The following is a 15,488-nucleotide window of genomic DNA, read 5'->3' on the forward strand; positions in this document are numbered from 1 at the left end:
GTGTCCGATCGGCGTTTGCGCTATCATAAGTAAAGAATATTAACGAGGTGTTTATATGGAAATCGGGACGGGTAAAAGTTACGCAAAAATCATTCTTATTGGGGAGCACGCGGTCGTTTATGGGGAACCCGCTATTGCGCTTCCGGTCAAAAGCATCGGCTTGTCAGCGCGGGTGGCGCCGCTGCCTGATGGGCGGCAGGAGGTTACATCGGCTTTTTTTACCGGTGATTTGAACGCGGGCCAACTGACCAACTTTGCCGGCATTGCCATGCTGATTCGCCGGTTGCTTGTGTTCTTCGATGCCAGTAAGCAAGGTTTTCACCTTACCATTACCAGTGCCTTGCCATCTGAACGAGGAATGGGATCGTCAGCTGCAACTGCGGTGGCGGTCGTGCGGGCCTTTTACGATGCGTTTCAGACGCCGTTAACGCGCACGGCGTTGTTGAACTGGGCCGATATTTCCGAAAAAGCGCTACATGGCAACCCCAGCGGCTTAGATGCAGCAACGGCTAGTGCTGAAAAGCCGCAGTGGTTTGTTCGGGGCAAATCATTGCGGTCAATCATGATGCCGCGGAATGGCGTTTTGCTTATTGCTGATACCGGCATTGCGGGTCAAACCAAAGTCGCGGTCGATCTTGTCGCGCAAAAGCTTAAACAGGCGCCTAAAGTTTATCGACCGCTTATTACGGACATCGGCACCGCGGTTCGCCAGGCAGCATTAGCTTTGGCACAGGATGATATCATCATGTTAGGGCAACTATTGAATCGCGATCAGGCCGATTTGGCTGCACTTGGTGTCAGTAGTCCGGAGCTGGATCGATTGATTAATGTCGCCATCGATCACGGCGCATATGGGGCTAAATTAACTGGCTCCGGCATAGGCGGCTGTATGATTGCCCTTGCTGCAGAAGACCAGGCGCCGACGATTATTCAGGCGCTTAAAGCAGCTAATGCGGTCAAGGTCTGGGAATATCACTTTGAAACGAAATGAGGCACCTATGACAACTTACGCACGTGCGCATACGAATATTGCGCTCATTAAATACTGGGGTAAAGCTGACAAGAAGTTTATGTTGCCGGCAACGAGCAGCATTTCTCTGACGCTGAACGATTTTTATACAGATACAGCGGTGACGTTTGATTCAACACTTTCAGAAGACCAGTTTGTCCTCAATGATCAACCACAATCGCCAGTCGCTGTCAGCCGGTTCTTGGATCACGTCCGGAAGTTAGCTAATATTAAAACCCGCGCCCGGGTGAGCTCGTTGAACCACGTACCGACTGCTGCCGGTTTGGCCAGTTCTGCCTCGGCATTTGCGGCATTGGCATTGGCCGCCAGTCGTGCCGCTGGCTTAGATTTATCCCCGACCGACTTATCGCGTTTGGCTCGGCGCGGATCCGGCTCGGCAACCCGATCGATTTTTGGCGGCGCCGTCATCTGGCATCGCGGCTTTGACGATGCCTCTTCATTTGCCGAACCCTTGGCGATTCAGCCGACCTTGCCGTTACGCATGTTGGTTGTCACCGTTTCGGATCAGAAAAAAGCGGTCAGTTCCCGCACCGGCATGGCCAATACGGCCGCAACCAGCCCTTATTACCAGGCGTGGGTGGAGGCTAACGAAACCTTGATAAGTCCCATGATCACGGCGTTGGCTGAAGACGATTTTGACACGATCGGCGCGCTCACTGAATTGTCAAGTATGCGTATGCACGCTGCGATCATGGCTGAAGAGCCGCCGTTTACCTACTTTCTGCCAGAAACCTTACGCGCCTGGCAATTGGTGCAGGAACAGCGCCGACTCGGTATTCCGGCCTTTGTCACCATGGATGCGGGACCTAATGTCAAAATTCTCACAACGGCACCCTATGTGGATGTGCTCATGACCGCATTGCGGCCAGCTTTCGGTGATCGCATCCTCAGCACTAAAATTGGCCCAGACGCTCAAGTGATTACAAAGGAGCAGTTTGATGACACAGAGTCAGCAATCACATCGCAAGGATGAGCACGTCTTCTTGGCGGAAAAATATTTCAAAGCCGATGCTAATGCCGGGTTTGATCAAATCCGACTGCTTCATCGTGCGCTTCCGGAAACGGCCTTAGCTGATGTTGATCTGACGCCTCCGTTACCTTTTGGGTGGCGCTGGCCGATTTATATTAACGCGATGACTGGCGGTTCGCCACAGACCGGCAAATTGAATACCCAACTCGGCGGATTGGCAAATGCGTTGGGTGTTGCAATTGCCAGTGGTTCGCAGTCAGTCGCCTTGCATGATCCCGAGTTGAGTTCAACATTCACGACATTACGGCAACACAATCCTGATGGCTTTATTCTGGCTAACATCGGTGCCGGTCATGATGTACACGCAGCCAAGAAGGCAGTGGCCATGTTGCACGCGAATGCGCTGGAGGTGCATTTGAATGCGGCGCAGGAAGTTGTTATGCCTGAAGGTGATCGCGACTTTTTATGGCAGGACAACATTCAGGCGATTGCAGCGGGAGTCTCCGTTCCGGTGGTGGCAAAAGAAGTCGGTAACGGGTTCATTCGTGAAGACTTGCAGACTTTGCAACAGTTGGGTATCCGCTATGTCGACTTAGGCGGTCGCGGCGGCACCAATTTCGCCGTTATTGAAAATGCGCGCCGGCCGCAGCAGGACTTTGCGTATATGCGGGACTGGGGTCAGACGACAGCTGAATCGCTACTTGAGGCTCGTGGCTTGCCGCTGACGATTCTGGCGACCGGTGGTGTTCGTTCGCCGCTAGACGTGGTCAAAGCGCAGCGGTTAGGTGCCCACGCGGTCGGGATTAGCGGACTTGTGCTTCATCATTTGATCCAAACCGGCTATACCGCAACGCTCGCTTATTTTCAGGCGTTCCTACACCAGATCCGGCAACTCTATGCATTGCTTGGCGTCACAAACTGGCAAGCCTTGCAAACTGCTCCTGCCCTTCTCGGCACCGAACTGGAGCATTATCGCCGTGCTCGCAATTTGCCGGCGATTTGACCGTTAACAGCAGTAGGACCGACAAAAAAGATGATCTAAGAGTCAAAAGTCGCACTCTTGGATCATCTTTTTTAATACCCTTTAATGGCTAAACGCGCAGCCCTTTTGGATAAAAGTTTTTGATGGTGCCATTGACCAATTTGCCGATCGCAAACGGTTTGTGTTCAAACGTGAGTAACACAAATCGCTTACCAGTGGCGATTGCCGGTAAGGTTTCACCATGGCGATAGCGGGCATAACCATCCTGATCGACCTCGATGACGGTCTGAAACGTATTTGGCGATAACGCGGTCGCCAAACTATGGCTGGGTTCGAAACGTTTTTTGCGAAAACTGCCAAGTTCCAAACCTGCCCGCACCACTTTCATCCGGTCAAACGGCAGCATGGTTGCTGGCAGCAATGACAAGAAATCACCGTGACGATAGAATTGCCCGGTTAACGGCTGATTTAAACTGGTCGCAAAAAAGTCGCGGACCTCTTCCATTGCTGGCTTAGCTAAAGGTTTGACCGAAACCGTTGCAGGGGTGTGCACCTTTTTTTCGCCAGCTAGGCGTAATTTAGCCACAAAATGACCTTCGCCGCGCAGCCGATGGGGGAACAAGCGTACCGCTTTGGCTAACTCTGGGTTGCCATCGGCCCATTCCGGTCGCCCGGCTTCCATTCCCGGATAGGTTTTGATGGGCTCAAGCGTCATGTCATAGTTTGTCAATAACCATGCAATGATTTGCTCATCTTCTTCCGGGCTGAAGGTACATGTCGAATAAATCAACTCGCCGCCGGGTCGCAGCATTTTAACGGCCGCTTGTAGGATCTGCTTTTGTCTGGCAGCGCATTCGGCCGGATAATCACGATGCCAATATTGAACTGCATCCGGATCCTTGCGAAACATGCCTTCGCCTGAACACGGTGCATCAACCAAAATCCGGTCAAACGTTTGCGGCCAGGCCTTCGCCAGCGTATCAGGATCATTATTGGTCACCAGAATGTTTTGGCTGCCCCAGCGCTCGAGATTGCCTGATAGCACCTTGGAGCGGGCTGGGTTGATCTCATTGCTGACGAGCAGGCCGGTATCGCCCAGATAACTAGCTAATTGCGTCGACTTACCGCCAGGAGCGGCGCAAAGATCAAGAACCCGTTCACCTGCTTGTGGCGCAGCGACCGTGCCCACAAACTGAGCGCTGGGTTCCTGGCTGTAAACGAGACCGGCCACATGATCAATATCGTTTCCGGCAATTTTGCCGTAATACCCCCAAGGACTCCAAGGAACAGGATCATCCGTTGCTTCATCCAGCGGCCAGGGTTTGGCGGGATCGCGCCGGAAGCCACTCACCGGTGCAGCATCAAAACTGGCTAAAAAAGCTGCCGCATCCGCACCTAATAGTCGGGTATATTTTTCTTTAAAAGCTTCAGGTAGTTGCACTTGTTCGATCCTTTCTGCGAATTAAGTAACGCAGGAAAATAATAGTGGCGATCGTTAAAATAACCAGAAAACTCCAGATATTGGTCCGGGTGGTGAAGTAGAACCACCAATTGGCAAACAAGCCGCCGAGAAACAGACTGATGCCCACATGACTGGCACAACTGGACAAAACACCGCGTAAGTATCTGGCGCGCATGTTGATCTCCAAACCGGATGTTTGTAACGGCCCGATCAATGTGACCATCAATAAACTTAAGATTCCTGCTCCCATTAGCAGTAACACACAGAATAAAGCAGTTTGCCCATAAGCGCGCCACCAGGTAGCCGCATCGCTGTCGCTAAAATGAACGCGATGGACGCGACTCGCTCGTAAAATAGTTTTCAATGTCTTACTATGCTGATTGGCGCCATCGACATAAATTTTAACGTGCTTTAAGGTCAGACCTTCATTAGCCATACTCGGCGAAGCATTCAAGAAAACTGCTTTGTTAAGGGGGCTGCCCTTGCGCGTACCGACTGTTCCCATGACCGGAATGTACTGGCTGTTAACACTCAGATAACGTTGATTATTACTGCCGGTATAAAGCTTATCTGCTAAATCATGGCCGACCACCGCCACGGGCAGACTTGAGGCAAAATCCCCCGTTGAAAACCATTGCCCGGTTTCCACTGGAAGACTCGCGACCGACCCGCGCTGATACACGTAAACCAGCTGTTTCGTTACAAACTGCACCTGGTAACCGGAAAAATCGGTTTTCTCAAGCTCAGCCACCGCCTTCGTCACACTTCGCGAACTGCTCGTGACATATTCCTGCGCCATTTCAGACATCCCAAGATGATCCAGCTGGCTGGCATATTCATTTTGATCATGCTGCGACCAAACCAACCCAGCCAAAATTGCCAAGCCGATCCATAGAAAATCAATCAAAAATAATTTTTTCACGTGACCCTCCTGTGAGCGTGAGCCGGCGCGCTTAGAAACCGGAGTGTAAGTGGCCTCAGTCGTGATGGCCCGGTCTTGGCCATTGCGACTGAGGTCCTTACACTCCGGTTTCTGCGCCGGCGAACGCGTTATGGGCGAACAGAATTGTGAACCAGCCCGTTTAGAAAATGGTGTGCAAGTATCCTTGGGCTTAGGCCATTGCGACCAAGGTCCTTACACGCAGGTTTCTGCGCCGGCGAACGCGTTATGGCGCCAGAAAACTCTCTTTTCAACTAACAATGCACTGTCAGAAACAGTCCCTAATCCACCAGCCAGCATCACTGCAACCGATACACCCGCTCATGAATCGCATCGAAATGACCCAAGGCCCGATTCAACGCGAACACGCGTCTATCCGGTACCTGTCGAGCTTCCTGCCAAAACAAGCGACTGTTGGTGGCCCCTTGGCGCTCACCGATCACAAACAATTGTTTATCGGGAAAAGACCGCGCCATGATATGTAAAAAGCGCACATCGTTCGGATCCTTATCCGGGCTCCACGCCATGACCACCGCATCAACCTGGTCGGCATATAGGAACAAGGAAGCATTAGCGGTGGCGGTTTTAACTGGGACTAAGGGTTGCTGGCCGGTCACGTTTTCTTTGACCCAAGTGTGCGCGTCCGTTGTAATTGTGGTATCCCCTTGCGCCCGCAACCCGGCGCTAACGTAACCGTTACCGGCTGCGACTTCCAAATACCGCTGGGAGCCATATAAATGATGCCAGACGTTAAAGAAGTCGGTGTGGACAAATGACCACATCCCATAATGAAACGCAATGTAACGCCGAAAATTATGCAACAAATGATCCAGTTGTTGCAACTCTGCCAATCGAGCGTCAGGCAAAGCTAAAGCATGTTCGATTTGCGGCGCAGTCAATCCTAACCAAGGTAAGGCGTGTTGCGGCAGGCGATGATTTGCCACTGCCCTTTGCCACGCATCCATTGCCGTCATTTGTTCTTTAAGTGGCAAAATGGGCGTATACTTGCGCGCTAATTCATTTAACCGGGTCCAATAAGCCATGTCAACCTCGATATTTAACGAATGCTAGTAAAAAAGAAACTTGCAGGAAAACACTCAAAAGCCGCCAGAAACGGCGGCTTTTACGGTGAATTTTGACAACCAAAACGTTAATGGATACCCAGTGCCATTTTGGCATAGCGACTGAGCCGTTCCGGGCCCCATGCCGGGTACCAAACCAGATGGATTTCGACACTCTCGATCCCATCAATCGCAGTCAAGGCCCGCTTAATATCGGCATCCAGCATATCCGTCAATGGGCAACCCATCGTGGTCAGCGTCATTTCAACGGTACACTTGCCATCTTCATCCAGATCAACCCCGTAAATGAGCCCAAGATTAATCAAATCGATTCCCAATTCAGGATCGATCACTGTCTCCAGCGCATCAAGAATCTGTTGCTTCATTTTATCAAAATATGCCTGATCCTGGGTGGTGGCTTCGTTATGATCTGCCATCAGCGGTCCCTTCTTTCCAAAAAATTGCAGAACCTTACGCCTTATCGGCCGCTAAAACACCCGCAACGGCGTAATGTTCTTTTGCCATTTCGTTTAACACAATGTGCACATGTTCAGCTGGGGCGCCGGTATCTTTAACAATTGCGGCAGTGACATCTTTGACAAGTGCCTTCAATTGCTCCGGTGAGCGGCCTTCGATTAAATCAATATGGACTAATGGCATAGCATTTCGCTCCTTCAATCATCATTTGGTGAAAGTTAATTTGTTTCATTTTAGCATGCAAAGCCGTTTTGCGCACGTTTTCGCGAAACCTAACATATGCTGCTCTCTCGGCGTTAGTTGGCAATTTGGCAAACACAGCGATTGATCTCTGAATTTTTGGATTATCTGACGGTGACTACATAAACGTAAACGGATCCGTGGATAACTTGGACGGAATAGCTTTGACGTCCCAACCTTCTACCGCTGCCCATTCATTGATCAAGGCGGCTACTTTGCCTTTCATGATGGCTTCGATGTGATGGCCTGGGTCGATGACGGGCAAATCCGCTGCCAACATGTCATGGCCGGTGTGATAGTACACATCACCGGTAATGAAAACATCCGCGCCGGCTTCCTTGGCATCGTTGAACGCGTCGCCGCCATCACCGCCAAGAATGGCAACCCGCTGAACCTGGCGATCCAAGTCGCGCGCGATCACCCGGAGTCCCTTAACGTTGTAAGCAGCTTTGACCTGTTCAACGAAGGCTTCGAGCCGGACTGGTTCCGGTAAAAGGCCGATCCGCCCCATATTGGCGCCTTCACCTTCGTTAATAAACGGCACGACCTGGCTTAAACCGAGTGCTTCGGCCAGCCAGTCATTCATACCTTCCTGAACCCGATCCAAATTCGTATGGGCGCTATAAACCAGCAAATCGTCCTTCAGAATCTGCGCATACATAGCGTTTTGCGGTACCCGCAGGTCGAGGTTGTGAACTGGCCGAAACATGGCCGGATGGTGGGAAAAAATCATGTCAGCATGAACCGCTTCGGCTTCCTCAACCACTTCCGGACGAACATCAAGGGTCACCAAAACCGTTTTGACTGTTCGTTCTGGATTGCCTAATTGCAGCCCACTGGGATCCCGTTCCCAAGCAAGGCTTAAAGGTGCATAATCTTCGAATCGATTGATAATCTGCTTACCGCTTGTCATGTGCGTTTAACTCCTCCTTAATGAGCGCCAGGATATGCTCCTGTTCGCGAATCTTAGCCAGTGGCACCATTCGCGCGTCTGCCAACCCCTCAAGAACGGCTTCGGTCTTCTCAGCCTCCCGATGCATCTTTTTCATAAACACCGGATTTTTCTGGCGGCGCAAAATGGGGCCGAAGCGCAGATCTGCTTCTGAATACGGAACATCTGGTTTGGTTTTACCAGCTGCCATCATCTCGTAAATATGACCTTCATCTTCGACAATCTGTTCGCTGATAATACCGTATCCATGCTTGTCTAGCCAGAGACGGACATCATATTGGTGACGATTCGGCGCCAGTACCAGTGTTTCAGTGCCGTCCATGCGCGTACTACCTGCGTCGAGAATATTGGTAATTAATTGCCCGCCCATGCCAGCAATGACAATGGTCGAGATGGCATCAACCGGCTTGATACCGGCTAAGCCGTCTGCCTGGCGCACGTCGATTTGCTCGGTTAACCCCGCGGCAGCCACGTTTTGTTTGGCGATTGCCACCGGACCGGCGCCAATATCACTGGCGACGGCGAATTGAATGATGCCGCGCTGCACAAGCTCAATTGGTAAAAAAGCATGATCGGTACCAATATCCGCAACCCGTTCGCCGGGTTCGATAAACGTACTGATCGTTTGCAGGCGCTTTGATAAATGTATATGATCCATTAACTTTACGATCCCCTCATCTAATTAACAGTTTTCATTATAACAAACTGATGCGAAGATGCTGGTATTCGGTCTAAAATCAATTGGTTTGAACGCAAAAAGCCGCTATCTCTCAACCGAGAGACGGCGGCTTTGCAGACTTGCTTTAATTATTCAAGAAAATCTTTAAGTTGCTTGGAACGACTTGGATGGCGTAGTTTCCGCAGCGCCTTTGCTTCAATTTGCCGAATCCGTTCGCGGGTCACACCGAAGACTTTGCCGACTTCTTCCAGTGTCCGAGTACGACCATCGTCAAGACCGAAGCGCAACCGCAAAACATTTTCTTCGCGGTCAGTTAAGGTATCGAGAACACTTTCCAGCTGTTCCTTGAGCAGTTCATAGGAAGCGTGGTCTTCCGGACTGGTGGCGTCCTGATCTTCAATGAAATCACCTAAATGGGAATCGTCCTCTTCACCAATTGGGGTTTCAAGGGATACCGGTTCTTGGGCGATTTTAAGGATTTCACGGACTTTTTCAGTTGGCATATCCATTTCGGCACCAATTTCTTCAGGTGTTGGTTCACGACCAAGATCCTGAAGCAGTTGCCGCTGAATGCGGATCAGCTTGTTGATGGTTTCAACCATATGCACCGGAATCCGAATGGTGCGGGCTTGATCGGCAATCGCACGGGTGATCGCCTGACGAATCCACCAGGTCGCGTACGTGGAGAATTTGAAGCCTTTGCGGTAATCAAACTTCTCGACCGCCTTCATCAGGCCCATGTTGCCTTCCTGAATCAGATCCAGGAATTGCATGCCCCGGCCGACATACCGCTTGGCAATTGAAACAACCAACCGTAAATTGGCTTCAGCCAGGCGTTGTTTGGCTTCTTGATCGCCTTGTTCGATCTTCAGCGCCAGCGCGACTTCTTCGTCCGCCGTCAGTAAGGAAACACGACCGATTTCCTTCAGGTACATCCGCACAGGGTCATTGATCTTAACCCCTGAAGGTGCAGACATGTCGCTCATTTCCTTTTTGGAAACCTTTTTTTGCTTCTTCAGGCTGATGGTTGCCGGTTCGCCATTCTCATCGACGATCGCAATGCCGTTGTCTTCGATTTTCTGCATCAAATCATCAATCGCATTGCTCTTAAGCTCGAATGGCTTGATCAATTTAGCGGTCAGGTCATCTTCGGTAATCTGCTTTTTCTTCTTGTAATCTTTGATCACAGCCTTGACAGCACTATCATATGCCTTTGTGGTTGTGTGGGTCTTGCTAGCGGTAGTCTTCTTGGCCGTTGTTTTCTTGGTTGCGGTCTTTTTGGCCGTCGCCTTCACATCGGTTGCTGTCTTCTTGGCAGATGCAGCCGTTGTCTTCTTTGTGGTCTTGCTTACTTCAGTTGCTGTTTTTTTCTCAGCCATTAAAGTTCCTCCCCTAGCCTTGTTGTTGCTTCAAAAGTTTCATGAGATTCACATATTGAACCGTTAACTCGCCTTGTTTCTGCTTGTCTCCCAAACGTTGCGCTTCAACAATCGCCTGTTTGATTGCCTGCAGTCGGGTCACCGTCGAGGCAGACGTGATCGTCTGAATTAACTCGTCAATGGTTGCCTCAGTGGCTTCAGGCAATGACTGCATGGCAACATCCGCCGCCACGCCGCTGAGTTCGGGATCAACCCGATCCAGGAATCCTGCCAAATCACCGTCTGGCTGTTCATGCAAAAAGTTCAGCCAGCCGGTAAAAAGTGTCTGGAAATAAGCGGTTGGAAATGCAAATGCGGCATTTTTCAACCGCTGCATTACCAAATCATCATGCCATACATAATATAATAACTGCCGTTGTGCCGCCGTGTATCGATCAAGCGGGCGTGCCGGTTGTTCCGTGACAGCGGGACGCGCAACGGGCGGTTGTGACTGCTGCGGTTTGGGCAAACTTTGATTCAACGCCGCGATCGGTACATCGGTCGTTTCGGCTAGTTGTTTAACATAGACTGCTCGCGCAACCGGATCACCGATTTTACCGATGATTTTGAGTGCAGCATTCAGGTAAGTCAGTTTTGCCTGATCATTATGCATATCCACGCCGCGGGCCAAGAATTGTAACATAAAAGCTGTTGGTGTCAAAACCGACTTGACTTGCGCCTGAAAAGCTTCAGCACCGCGGGCTCGAATATATTCATCAGGATCCATGCCATCCGGCAAAACCACCACATCGGTTTGCAGCCTAGGATGATCGGCTAACATCGTCACTGCGCGTTCAATGGCTCTTTGGCCGGGTTCATCACCATCGTAACAAACAGTCAACCGTTTGCTCAAATGGCTGATGATATCGACTTGCTCGGTCGTCAGGCTGGTCCCCATTGACGCAATGCCGTTTTTAACGCCGGCTTGATAAGCAGCAATGACATCCATGTAGCCTTCAAAAAGAATCGGTCCCCCGTCGCGGCCTATTTCGGCTTTTGCGCGATGCAAGTTAAACAGAACATCGCGTTTGTTAAACAACTTTGTCTCCGGACTATTCAGATACTTGGCCTGCGACTTATCATTTTGCAGGATCCGCCCGGAAAAACCGACCACCTTACCATTGCCGTCTGTCAACGGAAACATGACACGATCGTTAAAGCGGTCAAACAGTTTGCCTGCCTGATCTTCGACAAATAAACCACTTGCACGTTGATCCTGATAATCGATTTTACGGTTATTCAGGAAAGCCACCAATAGATTGCGTTCTTCCGGCGCGTAGCCCAGCTGGAATTCTTCAATCGTTTCATCGGTTAACCCGCGCTTATGCAAATATGCCAGTGCTGCTTCACCTTTTTCGGTGTTGACCAGAATGTGGTGAAATAAATCAGCCGTATCTTGCAGGATGTGTTGCTGCTTGGCAATTTCCGGATCAACCGGTGCGGCGTGACCGATTTGCACATTAAGCGGGATACCGGCGAAATCAGCCACTTTCTTAACGGCTTCGGGAAACGTGACATTATCGTAGTCCATCACGAACTTAAAGACATTGCCACCTCGCCCACATGAAAAGCAATGGAAAATCTGCTTTGACTCATTGACGGAAAATGATGGCGTATGCTCTTCATGAAAAGGACAGAGGCCAAAAAGATTTTGGCCGGTTTTACGCAACTGGACAAATTGTCCGATATAGTCAGCAATATTAACTGCTTTCAGGACTTGATCGACAGTGGCCTCTGGAATCATTCCGGCGATATCAGCTCACTCCCTTTCCATGACAGGCGCAACAGCAATGGCGCTCCCGCTTGACTGTTGCACGACTTGAACCGACTGAAATAGCGGTAAAAAGTCGCACTTCTCATGTGAAATGCGACTTTTCAATAGTCTATCGGCATAATAATACAAGATACAGTATAGCGCGTCCTCGTCAAAAAGGCAAATCTACTTAACAATCACCTGACTGACATCACCAAATTGGCGAATAAGCTGGGCGAGTTGCTGCAAGGTAGCCAAGCGATTAGCCCGCACCGCGGCATCGTCGGCCATCACCATCGTGGCGTCAAAATAAGCATTAATAGGCTCAACCAAGGCTTTTAATGCTTGGTAATCGGCTTCGGTCGGTTCAGCATCGAAGGTCTTAGCCGTCGTCGTCACTGCTTCGTGCAGCTGGCCTTCAGTTGCATTTTCAAATTTATCGGGATCGACCGGAGTATCAACAGTTTTGTTACCGGTAATCCGCAAAACCCGTCCTAGGGCTTCCATGACCGCTTTAAAGTCATCATCCGTTGCGTGAGCTGTCAACAGCTTGGCTGCATCCAAAATACCGGCAATATCGGCGTCACTGCGAACCGTGACTGCTTCCACGATATCGTGGCGGATTTTTTCAGCTTGCAGCAGTTGCTTGGCGCGGTCGATGATGAAGTCGTCAAGTTCTTGTTGATGGGCCGCAAAGTCAAGTCCGTTTGTTTTCCCTGCAGCAGCTAATGCTTGGGCAATCGCTGGCTGCAGTTTAGCGAGCGCAAATGGCCAGTCGTGGGCGGCGATCATGCGCACGATACCGTATGCTTGGCGGCGCAAAGCGTATGGATCGTTAGAGCCGCTTGGAATCAGATCAACCGCAAAGAAGCTCATGAGTGAATCCAATTTGTCAGCAACGGCTAATACGGTGCCGACCAGACTTTGTGGCAACGCCCCATCTGCGGCAATCGGTTCGTAATGCTCGGCAATGGCCAGGGCAACAGCCGGTTTTTCGCCAGCTAGTTGCGCATAATGCTCGCCCATGATGCCTTGCAATTCAGGAAATTCCCCGACCATTGATGTGACCAGATCAAACTTGTAAATCGATGCCGCGCGGTCCAGATCAGCCTTGTCTGTGGCAGAGAGGCCAAACTGGTCAGCAAGCAAATCGGCAATAACTTTTGTACGCGCCATTTTGTCGTACATCGAACTGATTTTATCGTGGAAGCTGACGGCTTTCAGGCGCTCAACATCGTCGGCGATGCTGCGTTTTTGATCTTCTGCATAAAAGAAGGCGGCATCCTCAAGGCGGGCAGTCAACACTTTTTCATTTCCGGCAATCACGTTGGCTAAGTGATCACGGTTACCATTGCGGACGCCGATGAAGGCATTGACCATTTTCCCGTTCGCATCGCGGGCATAAAAGTAACGCTGATTGTCCTTCATTGAGGTGATCAGAACGGCTTCAGGAATGGCCAGATATTTCTTGTCAAACGTGCCGGCAAAAGCAGTTGGCCATTCAACCAGATTATTGACTTCTTCCAATAAATCGGCATCAAGATCGATTTGCCACTGATGATCGGTGGCAATTTGCTTGATTTGGTCGCGAATAAGCTGCTTACGCGCCGCTGGTTCCACAATCACAAATTGATCTTTTAAAGCAGACACATAGGCATCAGGATTCGGCAAGGAAACGGGTTTGCCGAGGAAGCGATGGCCCTGAGTCACACGACCGGCTTCAACATCCAGCAACTTCATCGGCACAACTTCACCATCCAGCAAACTGACTAACCAGTGAATCGGGCGAATGTATTCAAAATCATACGCGCCCCACTTCATTCGCGTCGGGAAGGTCAGACTCTTGATGACATCCAGCATCCCTGGCAGAATCTCGGCAGCACTTTTTCCCTTGATCGCTTTATGCAGGTAAACATAATCGACCCCTTTGACGGTTTTAAAGACAATATCGTCTGGCGTCATGCCCTGACCGCGTGAAAAACCGATCGCAGCCTTCGTCCAATTGCCATCTGCATCTTGGGCAATCTTCTTCGCCGGGCCTTTGACATCTTCTTCAACATCTGCTTGTTTAGCGGCCAGATCATGAACCAGTAACGCAAGCCGCCGCGGGGTTGCGTAACGGTCAATGCGGCCATGTTCAAGGTGGTTGGCTTTTAGAAAAGCAACTGTTTTCTCGTGGAATTGATTCAAACTTGGCGTGACAACATGGGCAGGCATGTCTTCAAGGCCAATTTCGATCAGATAGTCATGCGTCATGTTATTGCACCTCCGTTTTGTGCTGCAGCAATGGGAAGCCCAGCTTTTTGCGTTCAGCTACAAATGCCCGGGCGACCTTGTGCGCCATCTTGCGAATCCGGCTCATATACCCGGCTCGTTCCGTCACAGAGACTGCCCCGCGTGCATCTAGTAGGTTAAAGGTGTGGCTGCATTTGAGAATGTAATCATAAGCCGGATGAACCAAGCCGAGATCCATCAGTCGCCATGCTTCTTTTTCATAAGCATCGAAAAATTCCAATAACATTTTCTGGTCGCTGACTTCAAAGGCATATTTGCTGTGTTCATATTCAGGTTCTTTGAAAATATCGCCATACAAAACACCGTCGCCCCATTCGAGATCAAAGACACTGTTAACGTCTTGAATGTAAGAGGCCAGACGTTCAACGCCATAGGTAATTTCACTCGTCACTGGCGACACTTCAAGACCGCCGACCACCTGGAAATACGTAAACTGGCTGACTTCCATCCCGTCAAGCCAGACCTCCCAACCAACACCGGCGCAACCCATGGAAGGATTCTCCCAGTTATCTTCCACAAAGCGGATATCGTGTTCCAAAGGATCGATGCCAAGCGCAGCCAGTGAATCCAGATAGTAATCCTGGATGTTTTCCGGCGACGGCTTCATGACCACCTGAAATTGGTGATGCTGGAACAGCCGATTCGGGTTTTCACCGTAACGACCATCTGCCGGGCGCCGCGATGGTTCCACATACGCGGCATTCCAAGGCTCTGGTCCGATTGCCCGTAAAAAGGTATACGGGCTCATGGTGCCGGCACCTTTTTCTACATCATAGGCTTGCATCAACATGCAGCCTTTGTCACCCCAGAATTTTTGCAGGGTCTGGATCATCGTTTGGATGTCCATTTTTGTTGTCATGACAACCTCTTTCCCGGTGAATTGAAGTGGATCCTAGCTCGGGCTACTGTTTTTATAAACACGAAAACGTCCCTACGCCAAGATATGGCGTAGGGACGCTTCTGCGCGGTTCCACCCTACTTCAGACAGTTACAAAACCTGCCTGCAGCTTCATCATTTGGTTCGAAAACGCCAATCATACCGACCGCCACCAGGCTTACACTATCCCTGACTCGCTGAAGTTCAGTACCGATATGACCCTTTTTCTCATCACCGATTCAATTTTCTTAATAAGTATAGCATCGCGGTGGGGGCTGTCAAGCGACTTTCTGAAAACAGAGCGTGAACTGGCGCGGTTAGAAGTCGGAGTGTAAGTTGCCTCAGGTGTGAT

The 15,488-nt window shown here is 50.4% G+C and carries 15 protein-coding genes; 4 read left to right on the plus strand and 11 right to left on the minus strand.

The window, feature by feature from the left end; genetic code table 11:
- Positions 1 to 55 precede the first annotated feature (55 nt).
- Genes mvk through fni form a run of 3 tightly spaced genes read left to right on the plus strand, consistent with a single transcriptional unit; the run spans position 56 to position 3,003 of the window.
- The gene (mvk, locus tag LACPH_RS06935; RefSeq protein WP_306387650.1) at positions 56 to 991 is read left to right on the plus strand and encodes a mevalonate kinase; all 936 of its coding nucleotides are present in this window, start codon (positions 56 to 58) and stop codon (positions 989 to 991) included.
- A 7-nt stretch (positions 992 to 998) separates the two neighbouring features.
- Positions 999 to 2,003 carry a diphosphomevalonate decarboxylase gene (gene mvaD, locus LACPH_RS06940; RefSeq protein ID WP_087912185.1) on the plus strand — a complete coding sequence of 335 codons (1,005 nt, stop codon included), beginning with the start codon at positions 999 to 1,001 and terminating at the stop codon, positions 2,001 to 2,003.
- Positions 1,969 to 3,003: a type 2 isopentenyl-diphosphate Delta-isomerase gene (gene fni, locus LACPH_RS06945; protein WP_306387651.1), complete on the plus strand. Its 1,035-nt coding sequence runs from the start codon at positions 1,969 to 1,971 to the stop codon at positions 3,001 to 3,003. The genes mvaD and fni overlap by 35 nt, the downstream gene beginning before the upstream one ends.
- 88 nt (positions 3,004 to 3,091) lie before the next feature.
- Here the strand turns inward: fni and LACPH_RS06950 are convergent, their stop codons facing one another.
- From LACPH_RS06950 to dnaG, 9 genes are all read right to left on the minus strand, one after another.
- Complete coding sequence (locus tag LACPH_RS06950) at positions 3,092 to 4,423, minus strand: RsmF rRNA methyltransferase first C-terminal domain-containing protein (RefSeq protein WP_306387652.1); 1,332 nt, start codon at positions 4,421 to 4,423, stop codon at positions 3,092 to 3,094.
- Entirely contained in the window at positions 4,410 to 5,366 is a 957-nt protein-coding gene (locus tag LACPH_RS06955) for an ABC transporter permease (protein WP_087912188.1), read from the minus strand. The genes LACPH_RS06950 and LACPH_RS06955 overlap by 14 nt, the downstream gene beginning before the upstream one ends.
- Positions 5,367 to 5,683: 317 nt before the next feature.
- Positions 5,684 to 6,427, minus strand: coding sequence for an SAM-dependent methyltransferase (locus LACPH_RS06960; RefSeq protein ID WP_306387653.1), 744 nt, complete (start codon positions 6,425 to 6,427; stop codon positions 5,684 to 5,686).
- Positions 6,428 to 6,534: 107 nt separating this feature from the next.
- Positions 6,535 to 6,882, minus strand: a complete 348-nt coding sequence (locus LACPH_RS06965; RefSeq protein ID WP_306387654.1) for a metal-sulfur cluster assembly factor — start codon at positions 6,880 to 6,882, stop codon at positions 6,535 to 6,537.
- A 34-nt stretch (positions 6,883 to 6,916) separates the two neighbouring features.
- The gene (thmT, locus tag LACPH_RS06970; RefSeq protein WP_025012407.1) at positions 6,917 to 7,105 is read right to left on the minus strand and encodes a 2-hydroxymuconate tautomerase; all 189 of its coding nucleotides are present in this window, start codon (positions 7,103 to 7,105) and stop codon (positions 6,917 to 6,919) included.
- 175 nt (positions 7,106 to 7,280) lie between these two features.
- Entirely contained in the window at positions 7,281 to 8,075 is a 795-nt protein-coding gene (locus tag LACPH_RS06975) for a Nif3-like dinuclear metal center hexameric protein (protein ID WP_306387655.1), read from the minus strand.
- The gene (locus tag LACPH_RS06980; protein ID WP_306387656.1) at positions 8,062 to 8,772 is read right to left on the minus strand and encodes a tRNA (adenine(22)-N(1))-methyltransferase; all 711 of its coding nucleotides are present in this window, start codon (positions 8,770 to 8,772) and stop codon (positions 8,062 to 8,064) included. The genes LACPH_RS06975 and LACPH_RS06980 overlap by 14 nt, the downstream gene beginning before the upstream one ends.
- 149 nt (positions 8,773 to 8,921) lie before the next feature.
- Complete coding sequence (rpoD, locus tag LACPH_RS06985) at positions 8,922 to 10,172, minus strand: RNA polymerase sigma factor RpoD (RefSeq protein WP_080958079.1); 1,251 nt, start codon at positions 10,170 to 10,172, stop codon at positions 8,922 to 8,924.
- Positions 10,173 to 10,185: 13 nt separating this feature from the next.
- Positions 10,186 to 11,910, minus strand: a complete 1,725-nt coding sequence (dnaG, locus tag LACPH_RS06990; RefSeq protein WP_306387684.1) for a DNA primase — start codon at positions 11,908 to 11,910, stop codon at positions 10,186 to 10,188.
- Between dnaG and LACPH_RS06995 the strand changes: the two genes are divergently transcribed.
- Positions 11,836 to 12,018, plus strand: coding sequence for a hypothetical protein (locus tag LACPH_RS06995; protein WP_306387721.1), 183 nt, complete (start codon positions 11,836 to 11,838; stop codon positions 12,016 to 12,018). The two genes, dnaG and LACPH_RS06995, sit on opposite strands and share 75 nt — an antisense overlap.
- A 132-nt stretch (positions 12,019 to 12,150) precedes the next feature.
- Here the strand turns inward: LACPH_RS06995 and glyS are convergent, their stop codons facing one another.
- A complete protein-coding gene (gene glyS, locus LACPH_RS07000) occupies positions 12,151 to 14,220 on the minus strand; it encodes a glycine--tRNA ligase subunit beta (protein WP_306387657.1) in 2,070 nt (689 codons plus the stop codon).
- 1 nt (position 14,221) lies between these two features.
- A complete protein-coding gene (gene glyQ / locus LACPH_RS07005) occupies positions 14,222 to 15,118 on the minus strand; it encodes a glycine--tRNA ligase subunit alpha (RefSeq protein ID WP_029345495.1) in 897 nt (298 codons plus the stop codon).
- Positions 15,119 to 15,488 lie beyond the last annotated feature (370 nt).

Origin of the sequence: Lacticaseibacillus parahuelsenbergensis, assembly GCF_030770265.1 — a bacterium.
Lineage (GTDB): Bacteria > Bacillota > Bacilli > Lactobacillales > Lactobacillaceae > Lacticaseibacillus > Lacticaseibacillus casei.